At 63.8% G+C, this 17,215-nt stretch carries 17 protein-coding genes; 5 read left to right on the top strand and 12 right to left on the bottom strand.

The annotated features are described in order from the left end of the window. Window positions 1–48 precede the first annotated feature (48 nt). The gene (locus ABGN05_RS04555; RefSeq protein WP_367952789.1) at window positions 49–816 is read right to left on the bottom strand and encodes a 4Fe-4S dicluster domain-containing protein; all 768 of its coding nucleotides are present in this window, start codon (window positions 814–816) and stop codon (window positions 49–51) included. Continuing rightward, on the bottom strand, window positions 813–3,656 hold the full coding sequence (locus ABGN05_RS04550) for a molybdopterin oxidoreductase family protein (RefSeq protein WP_367952788.1): 2,844 nt from the start codon (window positions 3,654–3,656) through the stop codon (window positions 813–815). Before ABGN05_RS04550 ends, ABGN05_RS04555 begins: the two co-directional genes overlap by 4 nt. A gap of 191 nt (window positions 3,657–3,847) precedes the next feature. On the opposite strand from ABGN05_RS04550, the gene aroQ reads away from it, so the two are divergent. Continuing rightward, on the top strand, window positions 3,848–4,288 hold the full coding sequence (gene aroQ, locus ABGN05_RS04545) for a type II 3-dehydroquinate dehydratase (RefSeq protein ID WP_367952787.1): 441 nt from the start codon (window positions 3,848–3,850) through the stop codon (window positions 4,286–4,288). 208 nt (window positions 4,289–4,496) lie between these two features. On the opposite strand, the gene ABGN05_RS04540 is transcribed toward aroQ, so the two are convergent. Continuing rightward, window positions 4,497–4,733: a DUF6894 family protein gene (locus ABGN05_RS04540; protein WP_367952786.1), complete on the bottom strand. Its 237-nt coding sequence runs from the start codon at window positions 4,731–4,733 to the stop codon at window positions 4,497–4,499. 152 nt (window positions 4,734–4,885) lie between these two features. Between ABGN05_RS04540 and ABGN05_RS04535 the strand changes: the two genes are divergently transcribed. Both ABGN05_RS04535 and ABGN05_RS04530 read left to right on the top strand, forming a co-directional pair. Next, window positions 4,886–5,617, top strand: a complete 732-nt coding sequence (locus ABGN05_RS04535; protein WP_367952785.1) for a Crp/Fnr family transcriptional regulator — start codon at window positions 4,886–4,888, stop codon at window positions 5,615–5,617. Between the two features lie 105 nt (window positions 5,618–5,722). After that, on the top strand, window positions 5,723–6,088 hold the full coding sequence (locus tag ABGN05_RS04530) for a putative quinol monooxygenase (protein ID WP_367952784.1): 366 nt from the start codon (window positions 5,723–5,725) through the stop codon (window positions 6,086–6,088). A 22-nt stretch (window positions 6,089–6,110) separates the two neighbouring features. Here the strand turns inward: ABGN05_RS04530 and ABGN05_RS04525 are convergent, their stop codons facing one another. From ABGN05_RS04525 to ABGN05_RS04500, 6 genes are all read right to left on the bottom strand, one after another. After that, window positions 6,111–6,644, bottom strand: coding sequence for a MerR family transcriptional regulator (locus tag ABGN05_RS04525; protein ID WP_367952783.1), 534 nt, complete (start codon window positions 6,642–6,644; stop codon window positions 6,111–6,113). 117 nt (window positions 6,645–6,761) lie between these two features. Continuing rightward, window positions 6,762–7,091 (bottom strand): integration host factor subunit alpha, encoded by a 330-nt coding sequence (locus ABGN05_RS04520; RefSeq protein ID WP_367952782.1) that lies wholly within the window; start codon window positions 7,089–7,091, stop codon window positions 6,762–6,764. A gap of 107 nt (window positions 7,092–7,198) precedes the next feature. Continuing rightward, complete coding sequence (locus ABGN05_RS04515; RefSeq protein WP_367952781.1) at window positions 7,199–8,170, bottom strand: beta-ketoacyl-ACP synthase III; 972 nt, start codon at window positions 8,168–8,170, stop codon at window positions 7,199–7,201. 8 nt (window positions 8,171–8,178) lie between these two features. Beyond that, window positions 8,179–9,234, bottom strand: coding sequence for a phosphate acyltransferase PlsX (plsX, locus tag ABGN05_RS04510; RefSeq protein WP_367952780.1), 1,056 nt, complete (start codon window positions 9,232–9,234; stop codon window positions 8,179–8,181). Between the two features lie 106 nt (window positions 9,235–9,340). Beyond that, window positions 9,341–9,895 carry a YceD family protein gene (locus tag ABGN05_RS04505; RefSeq protein ID WP_367952779.1) on the bottom strand — a complete coding sequence of 185 codons (555 nt, stop codon included), beginning with the start codon at window positions 9,893–9,895 and terminating at the stop codon, window positions 9,341–9,343. Between the two features lie 15 nt (window positions 9,896–9,910). Beyond that, the gene (locus tag ABGN05_RS04500; RefSeq protein WP_367952778.1) at window positions 9,911–10,450 is read right to left on the bottom strand and encodes a ubiquinol-cytochrome C chaperone family protein; all 540 of its coding nucleotides are present in this window, start codon (window positions 10,448–10,450) and stop codon (window positions 9,911–9,913) included. 110 nt (window positions 10,451–10,560) lie between these two features. On the opposite strand from ABGN05_RS04500, the gene ABGN05_RS04495 reads away from it, so the two are divergent. Next, on the top strand, window positions 10,561–11,085 hold the full coding sequence (locus ABGN05_RS04495) for an outer membrane protein assembly factor BamE (RefSeq protein ID WP_367952777.1): 525 nt from the start codon (window positions 10,561–10,563) through the stop codon (window positions 11,083–11,085). Between the two features lie 339 nt (window positions 11,086–11,424). Further along, window positions 11,425–13,410: a sensor histidine kinase gene (locus ABGN05_RS04490; protein WP_367952776.1), complete on the top strand. Its 1,986-nt coding sequence runs from the start codon at window positions 11,425–11,427 to the stop codon at window positions 13,408–13,410. Window positions 13,411–13,483: 73 nt separating this feature from the next. Here the strand turns inward: ABGN05_RS04490 and ABGN05_RS04485 are convergent, their stop codons facing one another. The 3 genes from ABGN05_RS04485 to ABGN05_RS04475 form a co-directional block, all read right to left on the bottom strand. Continuing rightward, window positions 13,484–13,951 (bottom strand): hypothetical protein, encoded by a 468-nt coding sequence (locus tag ABGN05_RS04485; RefSeq protein WP_367952775.1) that lies wholly within the window; start codon window positions 13,949–13,951, stop codon window positions 13,484–13,486. Between the two features lie 145 nt (window positions 13,952–14,096). Further along, entirely contained in the window at window positions 14,097–14,741 is a 645-nt protein-coding gene (locus tag ABGN05_RS04480; RefSeq protein ID WP_367952774.1) for a LuxR C-terminal-related transcriptional regulator, read from the bottom strand. A 192-nt stretch (window positions 14,742–14,933) separates the two neighbouring features. Beyond that, window positions 14,934–17,075: a sodium-translocating pyrophosphatase gene (locus ABGN05_RS04475; protein WP_367952773.1), complete on the bottom strand. Its 2,142-nt coding sequence runs from the start codon at window positions 17,073–17,075 to the stop codon at window positions 14,934–14,936. Window positions 17,076–17,215: the final 140 nt, after the last annotated feature.

Here is a 17,215-nt window from a genome sequence, read left to right as displayed (position 1 = left end):
GCGGAAGACTGTTGCAGTGAAGGAGCATGTCTGAAACCATCGAACCGGTCAGATCCTTTCCAGCATGCCGTCGAGCCAAGCGAAAAACCCCTTGGCGCCCTCGGTGTTCTCGGCAAGCGGCAGGCCGCGCGCGCTGTCGGCAAGCGGCTTTCGCGGGCGCGGCAGCAGGTACTTGTTGACCGGCTTCGTGCCCTGCTCCGGCATCAGGTCCACGCCGCCGCGCTCGGCGACCATTCTCGAAACGTCCGACGACGGATCGGCGAGGTCGCCGAAATGGCGCGCGTTTGTCGGGCAGGTCCGCACGCAGGCGGGCACGCGGTCGACCTCCTCCAGCGTCTCGTTGTAGATGCGGTCGATGCACAGCGTGCACTTCTTCATGACCCCAGCGGCAAGGTCCATCTCGCGCGCGCCGTAGGGGCACGCCCAGGCGCACAGGCCGCAGCCGATGCACTTGTCTTCGTCGACCAGAACGATGCCGTCGGCCGCGCGCTTGTAGGAGGCACCAGTCGGGCAGACGGTGACGCAGGGCGCGTCCTCGCAATGCAGGCAGCTTTTCGGGAAGTGGACGATGCGCGCATCGCCGGCTTCGCCGACCACCTCGCCGCCCTGCGGCACGACCTCGAAGGTGTGGACGCGGTTCAGCCATGCTCCCGAGACGTCCGCGCCGTAGGGATCCTGGTCGGAAAGCGCCGCTCCGTAGCCGCCGGTGTTCCATTCCTTGCAGTTGACCACACAGGCATGACAGCCGACGCAGACGTCGAGGTCGATGACGAGGCCGAGCTTCTTCGGGGTCGGCAGCGACGGCAGACTGGTCATTCGCTCCACTCCTGTCCGTAGCGGAGCTCGGTCGGGGCGCCACCGGCGGGCGCGGCGACAGGCGTGAACTGGGGTTCGGTCATCTCGCCCGGCTCCGCCTTCTCGATGCGCACGCGAAGGTCGTACCACGCCGCCTGCCCCGTGACCGGATCGGAGTTCGACCAGCGCAGCCCGTCGCCCTTCGGCGGCAGGAGTTCGTGGATCAGATGGTTGAGCAGAAACCCCTTCCTGGCCTCCGGCGCGTCCGCGTCGAGGCGCCAGGCGCCCTTGCGCTTGCCGATGGCGTTCCAGGTCCAGACGGTCGAACCGTTGACCGCTTCCATCCTCGCCACTTCCACCTTTATGCGCCCGTGCGGCGAGATCACCCAGGCCCAGTCGCCATCCTCGAGCCCAAGCGAATCGCAAATTCCGCCGGGGACATAGAGAGGGTTGCTCGTGTGGATCTGTCGCAGCCAGGCGTTCATCGATCCCCAGGAGTGATACATCGCCGCCGGCCGCTGCGTGATCGCATGGAAGGGAAACGCGTCGCGATCGATCGCCGCCTCCTCCAGCGGGCGATACCAGACCGGCAGCGGATCGAAGGAGGCCAGGATACGCGCCCGGTGGGTTTCGGGAGCCACGGGCTCCCGGATGCCCTCGGCGGAGAGCCTGAACTTCTGGAGGGTCTCGTTGTAGAGCTGGAAGGTCACCGGCTGCGGCGTGTCGAAGAAACCCATCCGGACGGCGAAATCCTGATAGGCTTGGTTCGCGTGCTTGAAGAACCGCCCTTCCGGCGGGATGTGGTGGACGAAGAAGGCGCCGTTCTCGATGTAGCGGTCGAGCTGATTCGGGTTCGATGCGCCGCGGCCCGTCCGATCTCCGTCCGAGCCGCGAAAGCCCGCCAGCGGCCCGATTCCCGGCCTGCGCTCGTGGCGGACGATGTAGTCGGCATAGTCCCGGTACAGCGGCACGCCGCGGCTGTCGACGAAGCCGGGAAGCCGGAGCCGCGCGCCAAGGTCGAGCAGGACCGACTGGAAGCCGCGCACGTCTCGGTCCGGTTCCAGGACCGGCCAACGGATGGCGTCCTGGACCGCATCGGGCTCCGAAATGGGCCGGTCGAGCATCGAGATGCAGTCGTGGCGTTCGAGATAGGTCGTGTCGGGCAGCACGAGATCCGCATAGGCCACCATTTCCGAAGAATAGGCATCCGACACGATGATTTTCGGAATGCGGTACTCGCCGGTGGCCTCGTCCTTCTCCTCCAGCATACGGATCACGGCGCCCGTGTTCATGGAGGAGTTCCAGGCCATGTTGGCCATGTAAAGGAACAGCACGTCGATCGGATACGGGTCCCCGGCATGCGCATTGGCGATCACCATGTGCATCAGCCCGTGCGCGGAGATGGGCGCGTCCCACGAGAACGCCTTGTCGAGCCGCGTGGGTTTGCCCTGGGCATCGACGAGCAGGTCTTCGGGGCCGCGCGGAAAGCCGAGATGCGGACCGGCGAGCGGCTGCGAGGAGCCGAAATGCTCGGACTTGCCGTGCGGTCGAGGATGCGCCTCGATCGGCTTCGGATAGGGCGGCTCGAAGCGGAACCCGCCGGGGCAGTCGACCGCCCCGATCAGCACCTGCAGGAGGTGCAGCGCCCGCGCGGTCTGGAAGCCGTTGGAGTGGGCCGAGATGCCGCGCATCGCGTGGAACGAGACCGGGCGCCCGGTGAAGCCGCTGTGCCGCTCGCCCCGGACGTCCGTCCACGGCTGGTGCACGAAAATCTCCTCCTCGAACGCGACGCGTGCGATCTCGGCCGCCAGCCCTCGTATCGTGTCGGCGGAAACGCCGGTCTCCGGCGCCACGTTCTCCGGCGAATACCGTTCGTCGAGATAGGTCTCGGCCAGCAGCTGGAAGGACGGGACCGCAAAGCGCCCGTCGCCGAGATCGAAGCGCCCGGAAAGAGCCGCGCTCGCCCCTTTGGCATCGTACGCCACGGCTCTTTCGGTGACCGTCTCCCAGACCAGCGCCTTGCCTTCCCGGTCGCGCGCAAAGAGACCGTGCTCGGCCGTGCCCGGGGCGTCGATCACCAGCCAGGCGGCGTTCGAGTAGCGGACGAGATAGTCGACGTCGATCTTCCGCGCCTTCAGGAGTTCGTACACGACTGAAAGGATCAGCAGGCCATCGGTGCCGGGCCGGATGCCGATCCAGTTGTCAGCGATGGAAGAGTAGCCGGTGCGCACCGGGTTGACCGAGACGAACCGCGCGCCGCGATCCTTCAGTTTCGAGATGCCGATCTTCAGCGGGTTCGAATCATGGTCCTCGGCCACGCCGAACAGCACGAAAAGCTTCGTCCGATCCCAGTCGGGCGCCCCGAACTCCCAGAAGGCCCCGCCTATGGTCATGATGCCGGCCGCGGCCATGTTGACCGAGCAGAAGCCGCCATGTGCGGCGTAATTCGGCGTACCGAACTGCTGCGCCCAGAAGCTGGTCAGCGCCTGGCTCTGGTCGCGGCCGGTGAAGAAGGCGAGCTTCTTCGGGTCGGCCCGACGAATGTCGCCCATCCATTCGGCGGCCAGACCGAGCGCTTCCTCCCAGGAGATCGGCTCGAACGTACCGGACCCGCGCGGGCCCGTCCGCCGCATCGGTCCCTGAAGCCTGGCCGGTGCATAGTGCTGCATGATGCCGGCAGACCCCTTGGCGCAGAGCACGCCGCGGTTCACCGGATGGTCGCGGTTGCCCTCGATGTAGCGGATCTTGCCGTCCTTGAGATGAACGTCGATACCGCACCGGCAGGCACACATGTAGCAGGTGGTCTTGCGAACCGTGTCGGCAACGGGCCGCGACAGCGCGAGACGCGGTTCAGGACTCATGTGACACTCCCCATGCCGACAGTCCTATATAAGACCTCGCCCCTTGGGAATGACCCAACCCGCTCACGCCGGCAGGGATGCTTCCCGGCATTTTCCCTTGTTCCGTCATGCGAATGGCGTAGACGTCTGTTCCGCAACGGCAAAGAATTCCGGCGCACCAAGGACGAGGCGTCGCGAGCGGAGTGGTGAAGATGCAGACAGTCCTCATTCTGAACGGCCCGAACCTCAACCTGCTCGGCAAGCGGCAGCCGGACATCTACGGCCGCGAAACGCTGGCGGATGTGGAATGGGCCTGCCGCGAAGTGGCGACCGAGTTCGGCTTCGGCATCCGCCTGCTACAGTCGAACGCGGAGCACCAGATCATCGACTGGATCCATCAGGCCCGGGAAGAGGCGGCTGGCATCATCATCAATCCGGGCGCCTATTCGCATACTTCGATCGCTATCCTCGACGCGCTGAACGCGTTTGAAGGACCCGTCCTGGAAGTCCATATCTCTAATATTCACAAGCGAGAGAGCTTCCGGCATCACTCCTTCGTGTCGCAGAGGGCGGACGGCGTCATCGCCGGATTCGGAGTAGAGGGCTATGCGCTCGCCACGAGGCGGATGGGGTCACTCCTTCGGCCACGTTAGACCCATGAGCGGCAACGGAGCACGCCGAAAAGGACGCGCCGCAACGACCTGCGCTGCGGCGCGACTGCAGCAGTGCGTTGTTGGGCCAATTCAGCCACAGTGAATATTAAACCCAGGCGGGTGCGGACGAGTTCCACACAGAGATGGCGAGAGGTCCAGGAAGAATTGGGAACTCCTGTACGCTCGTGGCCCCTCTGGATAAACCGGGTCAGGGCCTTTCGTCGGCGCTTCCACCAAAGCTAAGGCTGAATATCCGCCGGCCGTTTTCGTCGAGCACTTCCATTTCCCAGGCCCGTGCCGGCTCCAGGGTCCGGTACTGGTCGCGAATCATCTCGCCGCAGGTTCGCACGGCCTCGGTCCACGCAGCATGCCGATCGGGGAATTCGAACCCGTCCTCATCCCGTCTCGTCCGTTCTCCGGTCAGGTGGAAAAAGAAGCGGGGCATGGCTCTCCCGGCGCACTTCATTGCCGCTGGCTCAGAACGGCAGGTCGACTAAGTTGTTCCCGCTATGTCATATATTAACGAAATCCGGCCCGAAATCCGGCAGGGAACGAGCGTGACCGTTGTTGGGCAACAGGCATCCGGAGCTGGCAGGATTGGAAAACTTCATCCCTGAAGCGCTATTCTCCATGCTCGAGCGGCGTGACGAGCTTTCCGTCGCGGAGCGGAAGGCGCTCGAAAGTCTCTCGTGGCGGCAGCGCAGCTACGGCGACGGGGACGAGATCATCCCGGAACGATCGGAGCCGACGGAAAGCTGCCTTCTGGTGGAAGGCCTGGCTGCCCGTAGCAGGCAGCTTGCGAACGGGAACAGGCAACTGACGGCCGTCCACGTTCCGGGCGATTTCGTCGACCTGCACGGCCTGCTTCTCAAGGTGATGGATCATGCAGTCATGGCGCTGGCGCCCTGTAGGATGGCGTTTGCACCGCACTCGGAAGTGCGCCGCATCGCGGCCGAATTTCCTCACCTGGGGCGCCTCCTCTTCATGACCGTCGCGATCGACGCGGCGATCCAGCGCAACTGGATCGCATGCATGGGCCGGATGGACCCGTTGCGGCACATCGCCTATCTGGTCTGCGAAGTCTACTGCCGGCTCGACGTCGTGGGCCAGGTCAAGGACCGGGCTTTCGATTTCCCCGTCACCCAATCGGAAGTGGCGGATCTCGTCGGACTGTCGATCGTCCACACCAACAGGACCATCCAGGAACTCCGGGCCAGCGGCCACGTCACTTGGCAGGGAAATCAGGTGATCGTCCACGACTGGGATGGTCTCGCACGGCTCGCCGATTTCGATCCCACATACCTCAACCTGGTCCGCCGTCCCCGCTAGGGAACCGCATGTCCACTATCGGCATGCGGACGGAACGCGGAACGAGCGTTTCGCGTTCGGCCGTAAGGGATGTACAAGAAGCCGTCAGGCGGAGGGGAGCGCGACGTGGAAGAATTCAGCATCATCGTCGAATACGAGACCGAGGATGGCCGCGAGGATGAGTTTCTTCAAATCATCAGGGACCATGCGCGCCGGACGCTGGAGGAGGAACCAGGCTGTCTCCGTTTCGAGGTTCTGAAGCCGGTGGAGCGCAGCGGAGCGCCCATTCCGAACAGGATCATCGTGAGCGAGTACTATGCCAGCTATTCTGCCGTGGAATCACACGAGAACAACCCGCGGCTCCAGCGCGTGCGCTTGGCTGTCGCGCCTCTGGTGAAGTCACGGCGCCTCGTGCTCTCCAAGGCCTTGCAGCAGCGGCCCGCGGAGCATGGGATCAGGCCGGAGAACCTGAACGCGGCCAACGACGACTGATGGCCTCTTCAGTAAGCCTCGGCTAACGAACCTGATCGAGTAACCTCTTGCATTCCAGGAGGTCGAACAGGGCCTCCTGCAACAGGGCTCGGTTGTCGCGGGACAGCCTGTTCTCGCCGGCTGCCACTGGACCGTCCTCCTCCGCCTTGCCCAGACCGAAGAAGCGGCGGCTCGGTCGCACTTTCGGCTCTCCGAGCAGCACTTCGTCGTCGTTCTGACGGGAGGCTTGGCCGGCCGGCCCGGCGGCCTGCTTGCGCTGCATGATCGCGTCGACGGCTGCCATGTCCCCTGCCCCGATCGCCGAGACGAACTGGTTGCCGTTCTCGCGCAGGAGTTTCTGGACCCCCTTGATCGTATAGCCCTGGTCGTAGAGCATCGCCTTGATGCCCTTGATCAGCTCGACGTCCTGCGGGCGATAGTAGCGACGTCCGCCGCCGCGCTTCAGCGGCTTTATCTGCGTGAATCGGGTTTCCCAGAAGCGCAGCACGTGCTGCGGCAGGTCGAGGTCTTCGGCAACTTCGCTGATGGTACGGAACGCATCAGGGCTCTTGTCCATGGGAGTCCCTCGCAGAATTCGATTCGCGCCCATTCGAGCGCTTTGCAGCGCAGTGTTCAAGCCCGCGAACCGTGGAACACAGCCCGGTCACCTCGGCAATGCGTTAGAGGGCGAGACTTATTTCCCGTCTTTGTTCTTATCCTTGGCCTTCTTGTGTGCCTGCAGGATGCGGTTCTTCAACACGTTCGAGGCCTTGAAGGTCATCACCTTGCGCGGCAGGATCGGCACTTCCTCGCCCGTCTTGGGATTGCGCCCGATCCGCTCGTTCTTTTCGCGCACCTGGAAGGTGGCGAAGGAAGAGAGCTTCACCGTCTCTCCCATCACGATCGCCTCGCAGATCTCGTTGAGGACCATCTCGACGAGTTGAGCGGATTCGGTGCGCGACAGCCCGACTTTCCGGTAGACGGACTCGGCCAAGTCGGCGCGCGTAAGAGTCTTTCCCCCCATCGTCCGTCCGATCTTCGAAAAAAGTTAGCTTATACAATAGGCTGGAACGTTAGGAAATCGACCGGGAGAGGTCAAGGACTAGCTTGGCCAGAAAGCCTAACCAAGCGTTACCAGCGAACGAGGACGGCACCCCAGGTGAAGCCGCCTCCCATGGCTTCGAGCAGGACCAGATCGCCCTTCTTGATGCGCCCGTCCTCCACCGCCGCGCTGAGCGCGAGCGGGACGGAGGCGGCCGACGTGTTTCCGTGGAGGTGGACGGTGATCACCACCTTTTCCTCCGCGATCCCGAGTTTCTTGGCCGAGGCGTCGATGATCCGCTTGTTAGCCTGGTGCGGAACGAACCAGTCGAGATCGTCGGCGGTGATGCCACCGGCTTCGAACGTCGCCTCCACCACGTCAGTGATCATGGCGACCGCGTGCTTGAAGACCTCGCGTCCTTCCATGCGCAGGTGCCCGACGGTGCCGGTCGTGGAGGGACCGCCATCGACATAGAGCTTTTCCTGGTGCGATCCGTCGGACCTCAGGCTGGCGGCGAGCATGCCGCGGTCCTGGATCGTCCCGCTGCCTTCGGCCGCCCCGAGGATGACCGCGCCCGCGCCATCTCCGAACAGGACACAAGTCGAGCGGTCGGTCCAGTCCAGGATACGCGAGAAGGTCTCCGAGCCGATCACCAGGACGCGCCTGGCATGGCCGCCGCGGATGTAGAGATCGGCCGTCGTCATCGCATAGACGAAGCCGCTGCAGACGGCCTGCATGTCGAAGGCGAAGCCATGGTGCATGCCGAGCCGTTCCTGGATCTCCACAGAGGTGGCCGGGAAGGTGCGGTTGGGGGTCGATGTGGCGAGCACGATCAGGTCGATGTCGTCCGGCGTCATGCCGGCCGATTTCAGGGCAGCCCGCGCAGCCGCCTCTCCCAGCGACGCCGTCGTCTCGGTGTCGTCGGCGATGTGGCGCTGCTTGATGCCGGTCCTTTGCACGATCCAGGCATCGGACGTTTCCATGATGCCTTCGAAATCGGCGTTGCGCATGACGCGGCGGGGCAATGCGGAACCCACGCCGCATACGACGGAACGTATCATGGTTGCACCTACTCGCCGTTCGATCCGGCCCGGACGCGCACGTCGGGCACCTTTGCGTGGAATAGGTCGATATCGGCTCGGATCTTGTCGATCAACCTGTTGCGTACCATGTCGTAGCCGAGTTCCACAGCCGCGGCAAAGCCCTCGTCGTCGGTGCCGCCATGGCTCTTCACGACGATGCCGTTGAGACCCAGGAACACCCCGCCGTTGATCTTGCGGACGTCCATCTTCTCGCGCAGCCGCCGGAATGCATCGCGCGCGAAGACGTATCCGATCTTGGCCATCCAGGTACGGCTCATCGCGGCCCTCAGATACTCGGCGATCTGTCTGGCCGTCCCCTCGGCCGTCTTGAGAGCGATATTGCCGGCGAAGCCTTCCGTCACCACGACGTCTACCGTGCCCTTGCCGATGTCGTCGCCCTCGACGAAGCCCCGGTAGTCCATTGTCCTGAGATCGGCTTCGCGCAGGAGCCGGCCCGCCTCGCGCACGTCTTCCTGGCCCTTGATCTCTTCCACGCCAACATTGAGCAACCCGACCGTTGGCCGGTCGACCTGAAACAGCGCCCGGGCCATCGCCGAGCCGAGAATGGCGAAATCGATGAGCTGGTGCGCGTCGGCGCCGATCGTGGCCCCCACGTCGAGAACGATGCTCTCGCTCTTGGCCGTCGGCCAGATGGCCGCGATCGCCGGCCGCTCGATGCTTGCCATGGTGCGCAGGCAGAACTTCGACATGGCCATCAGCGCGCCGGTGTTGCCGGCCGAAATGCACACGTCGGCATCGCCCGCCTTCACCGCCTCGACCGCCTTCCACATGGACGATTTCCAGCGCCCGTGCCGAAGCGCCTGGCTGGGCTTGTCGTCCATGCGCACCGCGACCTCGCAGTGGACGAAGTCCGAAACTGCCGCGACCTTCGGAAACCGGGCCAGCACCGGCGCAACGACTTCCTCCTGGCCGAAAATGAGGAAGCGGACATCGGAACGCCTCTGAACCACGTTCTGAAGACCCGCGACGATGACCGCCGGTCCGTGGTCGCCGCCCATGGCATCGATGGAGATTCTTACCACGCTGTTCCCATCATGATCCGCAACCCGAGTGCGTCCCGCAAAGTGCGGCGAAAATAGCTGTTTTCGCGGCAGGCACAACCGTAATCGGGCCGCTTGGCCAATGCGTTCAGAGTTTCCTCCTCAGGTCGGCGAGCCTGGCGAATGGCGATTCGGTCTCGTCCCTGAACGACCTGTCTCCATGAACGGCCTCGCCGGAGGGCGCCGCCTTGCGCGGATAGGGGTCGATTTCGAGCGCGAAGAATTCCTCCGCCAGGGCGCCGACGTCGATCCTGTCGCCGGAAAAGACCTCGGGCGCATCCGGCCCTTCCGGATCGACCAGGATCTCGCCGGACGGATCCCTCTCGTATCGCGCGAGCGGCGAATGCTCGGGGATGAACAGGGCGTCGATTCGCGCGTACAGATCGCTCTCCACCGGCTCGAGCGTGACCACGCAGGCTTGCGTGATGTGCGCCGCGACCTCGCCGGACACTCGCACGCCGTCGCCTTTCCAGGGCTCCACGAGCAGGTCCGCGCGGAAGCGATCGACGCTCAGGAGGTCGTGCTCGCTCGCCAGCGCCTCACGCTGGGCGGCATTGGGTTCCAGTACGACGGGCATGCCCTTCCTGGGCAGCCGCAGGATGCTGGCGTGAAACGAGATCGGGCTCTTCTGATGTTCGTTCATATCGGCTTCCGCGATCTAGCGAACCGGCGACGGGAATTCCACCCTGCCCTGCAGCAGTTGTTCGGACGTCTGCGCAGCGAGACATCGCTCGACCTCCATCGCGTGAAGCGACAGGGGACCGGCTCCGTTCCACTCCGCGAGGTCGGGCCGGATATTGCGCTGGAACGCCGCGGCAAGCGCCGACACATCGCCGGCCTGCAGAGCCGCGCCATAGGCTTCCGCGCGGCCGTAAAACATCCGCGCGAGCTTCTTCATGCGTTTCGGGACGCCGAGATCGCCGATACCGAGTTCCCGCAGCGAATGGTCGACGTCGGTAAAGAAGCCGTCCGTCAGTTCCTGCGTCAGGTCGCCGAGCGCCTGGTCGCCACCGCGCGCGCGGTGCATGAACAGGAAGACGTGCAGGGACAACATCTCGAAACGCCCCAGCGGCGTATCGGGCACGTCCCAGTTGGCGTAGAATTCGGGCTGCCGCGCCGCCGCCACGATTCGGCTGTAGACGGCATCCGCTACGGCCCTGTTGGCGTTCGGCCGCAGGCCCAAGAATTGTCTGAGCATGCCGGGCATGTCTCCCTCGTGTGCCACGCACGCAGCGGGTCAGGTTGCATCGGCGAAGAAGCTGGTTTACCGAGTTCGCGGCCTCGCGCAAGCTTGCTGGGCCGATTTGCATGGAGATGTCGGTGCGGTCGCAGTTTTTCAAGGCAGGGTCCATCCTTCGGCCGGCGGCGTTGGGCATTGCCGCAGCGGGGATCGTGCTTTCCGGCTGCACCACCGCCTCCCTCACCCCCAGCGAAACCCTTACCCAGGGCTATGTGATCGACGAACAGGCACTCGAACTCGTGCCGGTGGGATCGAGCCGCGAGCAGGTGCTCCTGGCGCTCGGCTCGCCGTCGACCACCGCGACCTTCGACACCGAGGTCTTCTACTACATCTCCCAGAAGCGCGTCCGTCCCGTCGCCTTCATGAACCCCAAGATCGTCGACCAGCAGGTGATGGCGGTCTATTTCAACGACGAAGGCCGCGTGGACAACATCGCACACTACGGCCTCAAGGACGGCAAGGTCTTCGACTTCGTCTCGCGCACGACGCCGACCGGCGGCAAGGACCAGTCCTTCGTCGGCCAGCTCTTCTCCGGCCTGTCCGGCGGCAAGCCGCCTGCGGGCGGCCCGTTCGGCAATAGCGGGCCGAACTGAGGATGGGGATCTGACGCCGGGATTTCGCGAGTCGGTGGGACTCGATGAGCGGGGGTTGTTCTATCCGTCCCTGCTTTCTCCGGTTTCACGAGGGGACTATCTTTCCTCACCGAAATACCGGACGCCGTGATGGGGGGCTGCCAGCAGACGGTTCGAAAAAGGACACCGGAGCAACCCGGGGTGAACCATAGCCTCGTCTGGAGGAAACGCAGGGCGCTACAGTCGCGTGGAGAACTTCTTGGAGGATCGTCCCGGATCGGTAAGATGGAGCCTCAACTTCCACGATGAGGTGCGGTCCAGGCAGACCGCCACCATTATTTCGAATGACCCGAGGGCGAAGTGCGTTTTCCGCAACTGCCGACCAACACGGGACATCTCGTTCGGGGCGGCTCGACCGCCTGTATCGGCGCGGCTCGGCGTCCGCTTTCCGTCGTTGCGCTTCTGTTTGCTATTATACTCTGCCAGCTTCCTCAGGGCATCTGTGCTCCCGGGGATCAGCCGCTCCCGCTGAGCCACGGCATAACGGCGGACCACATTGGCAATCATCTGGCATATATGGAGGTGCCCCGTTCTTCCGTCGGCCTGCAGGCCGCACGCACCATGTATGCCCGCGGAAGCTTCATGACCGTCCCCGATCCGGACTTCTCGTTCGGACTTACGGACAGCGGTTTCTGGCTGACTTCACTGCTGCGCAATGAAGGCTCGGTACCAGAAGAGTGGGTTCTCGATACCGGACGACCCTACTTGCGCAAGCTGGAGGTCTGGCTTGAGGTCAGCGGGCAAACCCGCAAGATTCTCGATGAGGATGATGAAACACCGTTCTACGATCGGGCTGTGCTCTCTCGGCATCTCGTCAGCGAGGCCTTCTCGCTCGGTCCGGGAGAGGCGATCCGTCTCTGGCTTTATGCCGAGTTCGATGGTCCCGCGACGCTGCCCCTGTCGATTTACCCCTCCTCCCGCGCTGCGGAGGTCAATCTCGCCCGGGAGATCCCGCTTGCCATCTTCTATGCAGCCGCACTGGTTCTGCTCGTTTTCATCTTCACCTTCGCCATTGCGCTTCGTTCAATGGTTTCTGCGCTCTACGCGGGGTTCTTCTTGTCGGTCATGGCTTACAATGCCCAGCTCGACGGCACACTGTTCGCTCATATCTGGCCGGCTCTGCCTGAATGGAACGCGGTTGCATCGCATGTGATCGGTCTCGTCGCTGTCTGCTTCGCACTACTAATGGCGCGCGAATTCATCAAGACAGGGAAGCGGCACGCCATGCTCAACGGATCGATCATGCTGCTTCTCGCCGTGGCAATCGGCTACATGCCGGCGCCGATCTTCCTGCCGCTCGTGAAGGTAAAATTGTGCGCCGGTTTCATCGTGCTCGGTTTCCTGGCGCTCCAGATGGTAGCGTCACTCGCGGCCGTACGCGACAGAATTCCGGGCGGCGCTTTCTATCTCCTCGGTTCGCTCGTTCTTTTCGGTTATGTCGGTGCATTCACGTTTCTCTCGCAGATGGATTCGTTGTTGCCGCCGGGACAGAAGGAGGCGGTACTGCGGTACGGGCAGCTGCTGGACGGCTTCGTCTTTTCACTGGCGGTTGCGCGCCTGACCTGGGTGCTGCGCCGACGGGAGAGACAGTCGAGCGACCTTGCAGTCCAGCGCTCGCTTGAACTCGACACCACTCGCCACGACATCCGGCAGCCGCTCCTCTCGCTGCAGATTGCTGTCGAGCGAATGTCCGACGATCCCGGCATGGCTGGTGCGGAGACACGCGTTCAATTGTCCGAAACTCTCGCCTACCTTCAGCAACTGGTCGATGTCCGGCGACCGGCGCTCGACGAACCCGCTGCGGAGAAAAGCGGGTTGCCCGATGATGCCATCAGCGATGAAGAGTTTCCTCTTTCCGCGCCCATTGAGAACGCAGTCTTCATGTTCACCGACGAAGCGACATCACATGGAATAGACCTTAGGACCGTGAAGACTTCCCTACGCGTTCAGGCCGATCCCGTGGACCTTCTGCGTGTCCTCACAAACCTCGTCTCGAACGCGATCATGCACAGCGGATCGGACCGGATACTGATCGGTGTACGCAGGAGATTCGATGGCGTGGCGATCGATGTCATCGATCGCGGCAAGGGAATTCTCGACCACGGAGAAGCAGACCTTGGCGTTGCGGTGCAGCGCCGCCGCGGAGAAGGGCTGGGGCTCGAGGCAGTGAGCAGGATATGCGCGAAGAACGGCTGGACCATCTCGCGGATCGCGACGAACCGGCGTGGAATGCATTTCCGGATATCGGGCCTGAAGCCCTTGATCATTGGTCAGCCAGCCGAATGACACGCCGTTCGACACTTGAAGCCGGGCGGTTTGCCGCCGCCCGGTCTGAGATCGGACATGACGATCACGCGCGCTACTTCAGCACCCAGCAATTCTTGCGCTTCCCCAACGCCGGGTCGCCGAAATTGTGGTTGTCGCACCAGATGCCGCCGTTTCCGGCCTTCTTTTGGTTGTAACTCCCGGACTTGTGCGGGCTGGTGCCGTAGCGGACGGAGGTGCCCGCACCGACCTTGCAGAAGCCGCCCTCGTGTGTGCAAGTTTCCCAGTTCGGGTAGTAGGCATCACAGTTCTTGCGCCTTCCGGGGGCAGGATCTCCGAAATTCTGATTGGTGCACCAGACACCGCCGGTGGTGTTCTTCACCTTCCACCTGCCGTTGACGCCATAGCGGATCTTCGTCGTGTAACCGGACGGGTTGCAGAACCCGCCTTCATGGTTGCAGTTCTTCCACTGGCCGGCGATGGCGCTTGTGGTCGTCGTGGCAAGGCCGGCGAAAGCAGCGCTCGAAGCGATCAATGCGGCGCAAAGGATGTTCATCTTCATGTCGTTCCTCCTTCCAGGTTGCCCTTCGGGATCATATCTATCTGCCCCGCCCGGTATCCCGCATGAGGTCCACACCCTATTCGAGAGAAGCCAGACACGATTTTTCGGAGGTCGCGCCACAGCCGGATTGGAAGCTCGTCGCCAGCTAAGCCTGGCGCGCCGGCTCCAGCAGTCCTTCCTTTAGCGCGTAGGCAACCAGTTGCGCTACGGAATGGACCCCGAGCTTGGCCATGAGGCGGGAGCGATGATTATCCACCGTCTTCGGACTGATCGAGAGCTTCTCGGCGATTTCACCATTGGAAAGTCCGAGGGCCACCTGATGGAGGATCTGCCGTTCCCGCAAGGTGAGTTCGACAACCTGCTGTCGATCATCGAGGAGGCACCGGATATCGTGCTGGAGATAGGTGCTCCCGGTAAGGATCCGGCGAAATCCTTCCCGCAGCTCCGCCGGTTCAGAACTCTTGAGAAAAAGTCCGTCCACGCCAGCCGATCGCCAGTCGGCGAGACTGCCCACTGACGTGAATCCCGTCACCACGCAAATCCTGGTCCGGGGCGACCAGCGTCGCACCTCGCCAAGGACCTCCATGCCGTTGCACATTGGCATCCCGGCATCGAGTGTCATCATCGAAGGCTGATACCTCTTGCCATGCGCGATGGCTTCCAGGCCGTTCGCAGCTTCCCCGATGATCCGGACACCTTGAAGTGAGGAAAGAATATTGCGCAACCCGCTGCGGACGACCGCATGATCGTCGGCAATGACGACGGTCCGCTCTGCTTCAGACCGGTGCATGAGCGCTGTCCGTTGTTCTTCATGCAAACTTGCGGAGAACCCGCGGCCAAGTCAACCGGCGGAGCGCCTATGGGCCGATCGGATCGCTCACGATGCCCGGAAATTGGACGACAACCGTGTATCCCCCAAAAGCGAAAACCCCGCCGGATCGCTCCGGCGGGGACTTTTATTCTCGGGCGGCTCTACGCCTGATCAGCTGTGCGCGAGCACGGCCAGCAGCAGGAGCGCCATGATGTTGGTGATCTTGATGGCCGGGTTCACGGCCGGGCCGGCGGTGTCCTTGTAGGGATCGCCGACCGTGTCGCCGGTGACGGAAGCCTTGTGGGCTTCCGAACCCTTCATGTGCTTGACGCCGTCCTTGTCGACGAAGCCGTCCTCGAAGGACTTCTTGGCGTTGTCCCAGGCGCCGCCGCCCGAGGTCATCGAGATGGCGACGAACAGGCCGTTGACGATGACGCCCAGCAGCGAGGCGCCGAGTGCGGCGAAGGCCGAGGCCTTGGAGCCGGAGATCAGCAGCACGCCGAAATAGACGACCAGCGGGGCCAGAACCGGCAGCAGCGAGGGGATGATCATCTCCCGGATCGCCGCCTTGGTCAGCATGTCCACCGCGCGGGCATAGTCCGGACGGTCCTTACCTTCCATGATGCCCGGCTTCTCGCGGAATTGCCGGCGAACCTCCTCGACGACCGCGCCTGCCGCGCGTCCCACTGCGGTCATGGCGATGCCGCCGAAGAGATAGGGGATCAGGCCGCCGAAGATCAGACCCGCCACCACGTAGGGGTTGGAGAGCGAGAACGACACGTTCTCCATGCCCGCGAAGTAGGGGTAGGTCTGGCTGTTGGCCATGAAGAATTCGAGGTCGTAGGAATAAGCCGCGAACAGCACCAGCGCGCCGAGGCCGGCCGAGCCGATCGCGTAGCCCTTGGTGACCGCCTTGGTGGTGTTGCCGACCGCGTCGAGCGCGTCGGTCGACTGGCGCACCTCCTTGGGCAGGCCGGCCATTTCGGCAATGCCGCCGGCATTGTCGGTCACCGGACCGAAGGCGTCGAGCGCCACGATCATGCCGGCGAGCCCGAGCATGGTCGTCACCGCGATCGCCGTGCCGAAGAGCCCGGCGAGCTGGTAGGTGACGATGATGCCGCCGACGATGACGATGGCCGGCAGCGCGGTGGCTTCCAGCGACACGGCCAGTCCCTGGATGACGTTGGTGCCATGGCCGCTCACCGACGCCTGGGCGATCGAGTTCACCGGGCGCTTGTTGGTGCCGGTGTAGTATTCGGTGATGACGACGATCAGTCCGGTTACGATCAGGCCGACGATGCCACAGACGAACAGGTAGGTTCCGTTGACGGCGACGCCGCCGCCGACCCCGATGTCGCCCCATCCGACCGTCAGCGAAGTCGCTCCGCCAAGGCCGATGATGGACAGGAGGCCGGTCACGATCAGGCCCTTGTAGAGGGCGCCCATGATGGAGCCGTTGGAGCCGAGCTTGACGAAGAAGGTGCCGATGATGGAGGTGATGATGCAGGCCCCGCAGATGGCGAGCGGGTAGAGCATCACGCTGCCGAGAATGGCGGTGCCGCCGAAGAAGATCGCGCCCAGCACCATCGTCGCGACCACGGTCACCGCATAGGTCTCGAAGAGGTCGGCGGCCATGCCGGCGCAGTCGCCGACGTTGTCGCCCACATTGTCGGCGATGGTCGCGGGGTTGCGCGGGTCGTCCTCGGGAATGCCGGCTTCCACCTTGCCCACGAGGTCGCCGCCCACATCGGCGCCCTTGGTGAAGATGCCGCCGCCCAGACGCGCGAAGATCGAGATCAGCGAGGCGCCGAAGCCGAGCGCCACGAGCGCGTCGATGACGGCCCGGTCGTTCGGCGCGAGCCCCAGGGGACCGACCAGCACCCAGTAGTAGACCGACACGCCGAGCAGCGCGAGGCCGGCGACGAGCATGCCGGTGATGGCGCCCGACTTGAAGGCGATGTCGAGACCCGCCGCCAGGCTGTTGGATGCCGCCTGCGCCGTGCGGACGTTGGCGCGCACGGAGACGTGCATGCCGATGAAGCCGGCCGCGCCCGACAGCACGGCGCCGATCAGGAAGCCGATGGCCGCCAGCCCGCTGAGAAGCCACCAGGCGAGCAGCAGCACCACGATGCCGACCATGGCGATCGTGGTGTACTGGCGGGTGAGGTAGGCTTGCGCGCCTTCGCGGATCGCGCCGGCGATTTCCTGCATGCGCGCATTGCCCTGATCGGCCGCAAGGACCGATTGCGTCGCCCAGATGGCGTACACGATGGACAGCGCGCCGCAGAGAATGACGACATAGAGAATTGTCATTTGCGGAATTCCTCGATTGATGGCCCGAAAGAACCCCTCCCCGGACCGTTGATGGCGGGCCGGCCGCGCGACGCGGTTTCCGGCCAATCGTCGCGGTGTATGCGAAACGGCCAAGTCAACGTCAAGGATTTGTTGTCGTT

Origin of the sequence: Aquibium pacificum, assembly GCF_040839445.1 — a bacterium.
Classification (GTDB): Bacteria; Pseudomonadota; Alphaproteobacteria; order Rhizobiales; family Rhizobiaceae; genus Aquibium; species Aquibium pacificus.
Note: the sequence above shows the minus strand (reverse complement) of the source record. Positions and strands in the feature narration are given on the sequence as shown.